The 7,213-nt window shown below is 43.0% G+C and carries 6 protein-coding genes; 1 reads left to right on the top strand and 5 read right to left on the bottom strand.

All coding sequences use genetic code 11. The annotated features are described in order from the left end of the window. Window positions 1-424: 424 nt before the first annotated feature. The 5 genes from R8269_RS23045 to R8269_RS23065 all read right to left on the bottom strand — a co-directional run bounded on the left by R8269_RS23045 (window position 425) and on the right by R8269_RS23065 (window position 6,590). Entirely contained in the window at window positions 425-2,233 is a 1,809-nt protein-coding gene (locus R8269_RS23045; protein WP_005379694.1) for an AMP-dependent synthetase/ligase, read from the bottom strand. Between the two features lie 293 nt (window positions 2,234-2,526). Then, the gene (calR, locus tag R8269_RS23050) at window positions 2,527-3,486 is read right to left on the bottom strand and encodes a LysR family transcriptional regulator CalR (RefSeq protein ID WP_005379693.1); all 960 of its coding nucleotides are present in this window, start codon (window positions 3,484-3,486) and stop codon (window positions 2,527-2,529) included. 555 nt (window positions 3,487-4,041) lie between these two features. After that, complete coding sequence (locus R8269_RS23055) at window positions 4,042-5,088, bottom strand: MJ1255/VC2487 family glycosyltransferase (RefSeq protein WP_005379691.1); 1,047 nt, start codon at window positions 5,086-5,088, stop codon at window positions 4,042-4,044. Between the two features lie 3 nt (window positions 5,089-5,091). Next, window positions 5,092-5,640, bottom strand: a complete 549-nt coding sequence (locus R8269_RS23060) for a phosphatase PAP2 family protein (protein ID WP_005379690.1) — start codon at window positions 5,638-5,640, stop codon at window positions 5,092-5,094. A 152-nt stretch (window positions 5,641-5,792) separates the two neighbouring features. Then, window positions 5,793-6,590 carry an SH3 domain-containing protein gene (locus R8269_RS23065; protein WP_025768373.1) on the bottom strand — a complete coding sequence of 266 codons (798 nt, stop codon included), beginning with the start codon at window positions 6,588-6,590 and terminating at the stop codon, window positions 5,793-5,795. Between the two features lie 519 nt (window positions 6,591-7,109). On the opposite strand from R8269_RS23065, the gene R8269_RS23070 reads away from it, so the two are divergent. Continuing rightward, on the top strand, window positions 7,110-7,213 hold a 104-nt coding region (locus tag R8269_RS23070; protein ID WP_318222676.1), incomplete at its 3' end, for a hypothetical protein.

Here is a 7,213-nt window from a genome sequence, read left to right on the forward strand (position 1 = left end):
CACCGTAAGGTCAACGGATTGGTCTGGTTTTACATAGTCTAGGTCTTATTCGTAGCCTAATCGAAATACTTCCACGTTTTCGGCTATGTCTTGCGTTCGTCATAACATCCCGCAAGGTTACCCAACAAATGTAACGTTTTATTATCAAAGGGTCTAATGAGAGATTGATCTACTTTTTAAACAAGATACTAGTAATTAGAATGTTAGTAGGAATAGCAGCCACACATCTCCTATTTCACAGTACAACCTAAAAAGTTAACGCTCAAAAAAAGAACATTATTTCATAAGATTTTAGCTATAGGGTGCGAAATAGCGTTATTTGACGAGAAAAACAGAAAAAATCAATACAAACAAAAATCCCCAGCAATGCGCGATCACATCACTGGGGATTTTTTCATCAATATAAAATCTAAGTCAGCTTAAGTTACTTTTTATCCGACTTTTCCTTATACATTTCTTCAATTTCATCTTGGTATTTGTCATTGATGACTTTACGACGAAGTTTTTGAGTTGGCGTTAACTCACCATCATCCATAGAGAAAGCTCTTGGTAACAGTTTAAACTTCTTCACTTGTTCAAACTTTGCCAACTCTTTTTGAAGATCGTTCACACGCTTCTCAAGCATTTCGACCACCTGGTGGTGCTTAATCAACTCAACGCGATCGTGATATTTGATATTCAGCTCTTTCGCGTACTCTTCTAGCGAGTCATAACAAGGCACGATAAGCGCAGAAACAAACTTACGAGTATCCGCAATGACTGCGATTTGCTCGATGAAGTGGTCTTTACCAATCGCACCTTCAATCATTTGTGGAGCGATGTATTTACCACCTGAAGTTTTCATCAACTCTTTGATACGATCGGTGATGAACAAGTTGCCATTTTCATCAATGTAACCAGCGTCGCCCGTTTTTAGGAAACCGTGCTCATCAAAGGTCTTTTCCGTCTCTTCTGGCATTTTGTAATAGCCACGCATCACCATTGGACCACGAACCAGAATCTCGTTGTTTTCGCCGATCTTAACCTGTGCGCCAGGCATCGACATACCAATAGAGTCGGGGTTAAAACATTTATCATCCCAACACGATACTGTCGCCGTGGTTTCAGTCATGCCGTAGCCCAACTTAACGTTGATACCAATCGCATGGAAGAATCGACCGATGGTTTCATCCAGCTTTGCACCACCACAAGGCATAAAGTTGATTTGCCCGCCAAGTAGCGCACGCAGTTTGCTCAGAACCAACTTATCCGCCAAAGCGTATGACTTACGCAGCAAGAGCGATGGCTGACGTTTTTCTTGATGACAAGCGGCCATTTTTGCGCCCATGTTGACTGCCCAAGTAAACATGATCTTACGATGAATCGGCGCGCGAGACACTTTCTCGTGAATCGCAGAGAAGATCTTCTCATAGAAACGCGGTACGGCACACATCACGGTAGGTCGCACCTGGCTCAGTGCATCACGTACTTGCATGGTGTCTTGCAAATAGCAGTTGGTCGCCCCTTTGTACAATACATAAAAGGTCCAAGCGCGCTCAAATACGTGTGACAACGGAAGGAAACATAATGACACGTCACTTTGAGAAAGGCTCAAGCGCTGATCGTGCCCTTCCAATTGCGCCGCAATGTTTGCGTAGTCCAACATAACGCCTTTTGGCTGGCCTGTTGTACCCGAGGTGTAGATCAGCGTGAGTAGATCATCTTCTTTTGCCTGATCTAAACGCGCGTCCAATTCAACTTGATATGTAGCGTCGCCTTTGGCAACAAATGCTTGCCAAGAGATAACGAAATCATGATCGCCAAGTTCTATATCATCAGACATCGCAACAATGAGCTCTAACTGTTCGCACTGGTCGAAAATGCTCACTGCTGCATCAAATTGAGGCTGTTCACCAACAAACAGAACTTTGACGTCTGCATTGTTAATGATGTACGCCGACTGGGCGGCAGTATTGGTTGGGTAAATAGGTACTGTCACGCTGCGTAATTGCAGTGCTGCGATATCAGCGATCGTCCATTGCGGCATGTTGTTCGAGAAAATGCCGATCTTATCTTGGACTCCTAATCCCTGAGCCAAAAGTGCAAGTGATAAAGCATCAACTTGCTGACCAAATTGCGTCCACGTAATACCTTGCCACTCCTCACCCACTTTATGCTTGAGTGCAACGCGTGTACCACCGTTCGCAATTTGTTCACGAATACGTTTAACGATATGAAAATCTAACTTGGCCATTCTTTTACTTACCTTTTGGCTTACAGGCGTAAGCTAATTGAGCGAACAAGTGTACTCACGGCTTGCTAAAACGCAACTGACCAGTATCAAACTTATCACTAATAAGAGACAACTATCACTTATACGTCGCGAACGTACCTCAAATTGCTGAATGATTACTCTATTTAACTTACTGTTTCGATTGTTGATTACGAAAACAAAAAGCCCCGAGAGACAAAAATCGCTCGGGGACCAATGAATTGTAAAAATTGATGATTACCAATATGGTCTAATCGAGAAGACCAAACGTCATCTTATTTTGCGGCAACGACTTCACCACAAGTGATCATCAGTTGATCGCGCAGCCAAATGTGGCCTTTATCTTTTTCGCTTGATTCATGCCAGCTTAAGAAGCCGCTGATTTCTTTGTTCGCAAATGGGAAATCAAGAATTTGCAGTTGATCGCTGTTTACCGCATTTTCCGCCATCCAACGTGGTGCAATAGTCACAAGCTCAGATTGACCCACCACGTATAGTAGGTTGCTTAAACTAGAACCTTCATACGCCGCTTGGCAATCCAGTTCACGGTACGCTTGCTCTGAGAAACTACGTTGGCCATGCACTTTCGATAACTTCGCATGCTTTTCGTTAAGCAGTTGCTCAGCCGTCACACCACCTTGAATGCGTGGGTGTGTTTTTGATGCGATAACCACTAATTCATCTTTGAAGATTTCAGTACTTGAGAAACCTTGCTCATCAAAACGAGCGTAGTCGATCACGAAATCAATTTCTTGGTAGCGCATACGCTCAGACAACAAACGGTCAAATTCTGCATCTAGGTGAAGCTGAACGTTTGGTGCTTGTTGATTCACTTTTGCCATGATCTTCGGAGCAAAACGCATGTCACAAGGGCTGCAAATCGCAAGCTTGAATAAGCGAGTCGAAGATTCTGGTTGGAATACAGAGCTAGGAAGTTCATTGCGAATCAGCTGTAGTGCTTGGCGAATAGGGCCAAACAGTTGACGAGCTCGTTGCGTAGGCTGAATACCACGGCCTTGGCGCATGAATAGCTCGTCGTTAAACATCACTTTTAAGCGTGCCACGGCGTTACTTACTGCCGGTTGAGACATGCCTAGGTTATGTGCTGCACGAGTAATATTTTGCTCTTGCATTACAGCATCAAATACAGTCAGTAGGTTTAAATCTACACCACGCAAAGTGCTTTCCATACGGTAGCTAGCAATTGCGCTCATCGCGTCTTTCTTCTCTAACATTGAGTGCGCCTCTTTTGTAATCGTCAACTTTGTTCATTAAATTCATAACGAATAGAATCCCATCTCGCACAAAAGACGGCGGCTGGATTCGAATCATTTTACGAATAGATAACCTAACTTTTTATTATATTTATCGTCCGGATACTTCCGGCTCGAACTGTACTATCAACTAATCGATTGCGGTTTCGCAACTAGATTGATATTTAATCAGTAAATTTTAGCCAATTAGGTATTTATTTGTTAAATAACAAATACTTGATAAAAACATAAAAAACTATAAAACACGTAAAAATGCATTCTTTGAGGACGTATTTAGCAAATTGATAGGACAGGCGGTCAACACAAGCATGCATTTAGCTCAGTTATTAGTTGGAATAAGAACAACAGATGACAGCTATATCTCTGATTGAATTTTGCACTTATCAGTCAAATTATCAGCAAATACACACTGAATAGAAATGAGAGAGGAAGAATAAAAATGCAGCCTTCCAAACAGAAAGGCTGCAACAAAATCGTGTCAAAAATGGAAGGAACAATGTACTTAGAACAACGTACTTAAATGTTCGACACGTAACTTGGAAAATCAACCTGCTCCCACAGCTGTCTGGATAACTCTGCTTTTGAATCCCATGCACCTTGCAGTACCCAATGAACAATAGCCTGAGCAACATCTGGGTATTTCACACTTTCGGCTTGTTGCTCCTTTAGCCACTGGCGTACTGCGGAAATGTCTAAGCTCTCCATCGACATCGCAAGCCCTAAATCTTCTAAGGTCGCAACATTGCTCTGCTGCTCGAATTGACCCGCGAGTGGCTTTAGTAACAATTTTTTCCCCAAAGACAAGGCTTCTGAAGGAAGCTCAAACCCACCATTAGCAATGACACCACTACAGCGATGCAAATGATGCTGGAAGTTGCTGTGGCATAAAGGGCGCAGTTCTATGTTTTCTACCTGCTCACATTCGATCACATCCGGGTGATAACAGATAAACGCTTGTTGATTAAAGTGGAACAATAAGTCCGAGATATCTTCAATCGATTCGAACGGTAGATACACCAACACGAAGTCGTCGTTTTCTGCTTGGCTATCGACGGTATGCACTATCGGTGGTAACAAAGGTTGATCAAAATGATGCCAATGCAAACCAAGGTGGTGTTGAGAAGGCGCAAAGTATTCAATGACGGATTTATCTAACCAACTTGCTCCCTTTAGTGGCACCGGATAACGGAAAGCATTTTGGTGGCTGATACCAATAGAAGGCTTATTTTGTTGTCTCGCTGCCCACGCAGTCACAGGTTCGAAATCATTAATGATAAGATCGTAGGACGATAGATCGAGTTGCTTAACTTCTTTGAAAAACTGCACCAAATTGTTATTCAATGCTGTTTTCGCGTAGTTTACAGAGCCTTTTTCGGTAATAAAGGTGAAGCCTCGGCGAGTCTGGTAATCGCCAAATGCTTCCATTGAAAAGTATTTTTCCGGCGCTCGCCCAGAAAACAAAAAGTCGACCTCAACATCGTGCTCTTTAAACGCATGACTCATCGCCCTTGCGCGTGCAATATGTCCGTTTCCTGTCCCTTGAACACCGTACAAGATTTTCATCAATTAGCCTCCTAACATCGCAATCGCTAATCCACCACAAAGACTGCCAAGCAGTGCACCAATGATGACATCGGTAAAAAAGTGCACACCCAATAAGATTCGCGCGGTTCCGATTAAACTTGCCCAAAAGAATGCAGCAACGCCTAGGCTCGGATAGAAATGATCAATCAGCGTCGCCATGACAAACGCAGCGGCAGTGTGTCCTGAAGGAAGACTATAGCGATCAGAGGGGGTAATAAAAGCAGGAAGGAGTGCACTAAGCTCTTCAGGGCGACGACGCTTAAAACTATTTTTCAGCGTCCAATAAATTGGTAGCTCGATAGCAAAAGCAAGTAAACCCGCCAGTAAAAACCAGACTCCTTGCTCCTTATCTAAATACCAAGCTAATAACCCCAACACCAAGTAAAGATGCCCGTCACCACTGTGGGAAACTCCTTTACTGATATTGGCGACTTGTTGATTAAAACGGTGCTTAAGACAAACACTAGAGAGCGCTAAATCAAACTTAGCAATGGTTGCAATTGGCTGTGTAATTGTCTCTATGGTTCTCATGTGACCTTTCCTTACTTTGACAACGCCTTTTTGTGAAAAGTAGGAGGTTTAGGTGACAACAGCATGACGGGAGTTTGGACAATTAATGACAAAGGCCAAATTAAGGTGTGCCCAACGATTTATCTATTGGGCATAACCATAAAAATAGAACATTAAGAAGGGTTTGATGGTTGCGGTTGAGGGGTGTCTATATACCAGACTTTTCTCTTCTTGCGGCAGGCGCGCAAAGAGCCTGTCGTCATGTCACCATCTTTTGTTAGCTCATAGCTCAGTGAGCGGCAAGTATAGTTTCCCGACAGTTCATGCTCTATACTCGTTTTCTCCGTTTTACTCGAGTTAGGCTCTAGTAGAGGGTTAGGCTGAGTAGATAAAATGTCACGATTTATCACATTGCTGCGCGCATAATCCTTATGGACATAACCTTTTATCACTCCTTTCTGTTCAACGAGAAACCAAGGTTGATCAACCACTTTTGCTAGCACATTAAAGACTTCCCCTTTCGATAATACGCCAAGCTTTGCCCCTTCAAGACTCGGTTTGGAGCGTAGGTTTAATGTGGTCTTAGAGCGGTAAGAGACATCCATAAACTCTACTGGGTTTGAGGTATCGACACCTTCAGTGGTTGGTCGGAAAACTTCCGCTTGCTGTTTCTCACTAGGCTGGACACGGATCTTCCACCAAGAATACGTTTCCGGATCTTTACCTTTAAACTTATTTCGGCTGTCAGACTCAAGGGCAACAAGCATCTGATTCAAGAACGATTCGCGTCCTTCATAACTCAAAAATCGATCCATTTGATCATTGATGACCATGACGCTCTGTGAGTGATCATTCATAACAACGGGGGAAGCCACTTCCACATAGGTCTGCGATTGAAACAGCTGACAACCCGACAAGCTGACCAGAGTAAGTACTATGGCTGAACGTCCAAATTGTTTTGTTAACCTCATTCTTTCCCTAACCCTTATATTTCTTTTACCTAGTGCAACTGCACTACTATAAATGGTCATTCAAAACTTTTGCCAAACAATTCGGACCTTTGTGTGACAAGTCGCAATCCCGATGCTTGTTTTGGTAATGAAACGTCGCAAACTTGATGAGAACTTACTTCTTCTAGCACGTTTCTATCGCATCATGTCGTTTCACTTAGTGCATCATTTTTTTCAAGCAAACGAAAAGACTCATCCGATATGAATAAAAAATCGACTTTAGGGTTGACGCGCTTCATGGAGTGCGGTACTAATTTGTTAACTTAATTATGTGGAAAGCTTAACAACTATGTCAGCTCATTTTTCTATCCTGCTTAGCCTCCTCCTGATCGTGACCAGTTCGCGCGGGTAGGCTGTGGAAGAAAAATAACCACACCAATTTCTAAGAACCCGCATGAGAATGCGGGTTTTTTTATATCTAAATACTGGAAGTAAACGATTCACTTGCGCAAAAGTGCAGAAATCAGGAAGGAAGCAAACATGAACGATCAGGTCATTATATTCGACACCACATTGCGTGATGGCGAGCAAGCGTTGTCAGCAAGCTTGACGGTTAAAGAAAAACTGCAGATTGCCTATGCGCT

The organism is Vibrio sp. Vb0667, from assembly GCF_033391095.1.

Coding starts and splice junctions, on each gene's coding strand:
- R8269_RS23045 (WP_005379694.1), bottom strand. CDS start 2,233: ATGGCCAAGTTAGATTTTCATATCGTTAAACGTATTCGTGAACAAATT.
- calR (WP_005379693.1), bottom strand. CDS start 3,486: ATGTTAGAGAAGAAAGACGCGATGAGCGCAATTGCTAGCTACCGTATG.
- R8269_RS23055 (WP_005379691.1), bottom strand. CDS start 5,088: ATGAAAATCTTGTACGGTGTTCAAGGGACAGGAAACGGACATATTGCA.
- R8269_RS23060 (WP_005379690.1), bottom strand. CDS start 5,640: ATGAGAACCATAGAGACAATTACACAGCCAATTGCAACCATTGCTAAG.
- R8269_RS23065 (WP_025768373.1), bottom strand. CDS start 6,590: ATGAGGTTAACAAAACAATTTGGACGTTCAGCCATAGTACTTACTCTG.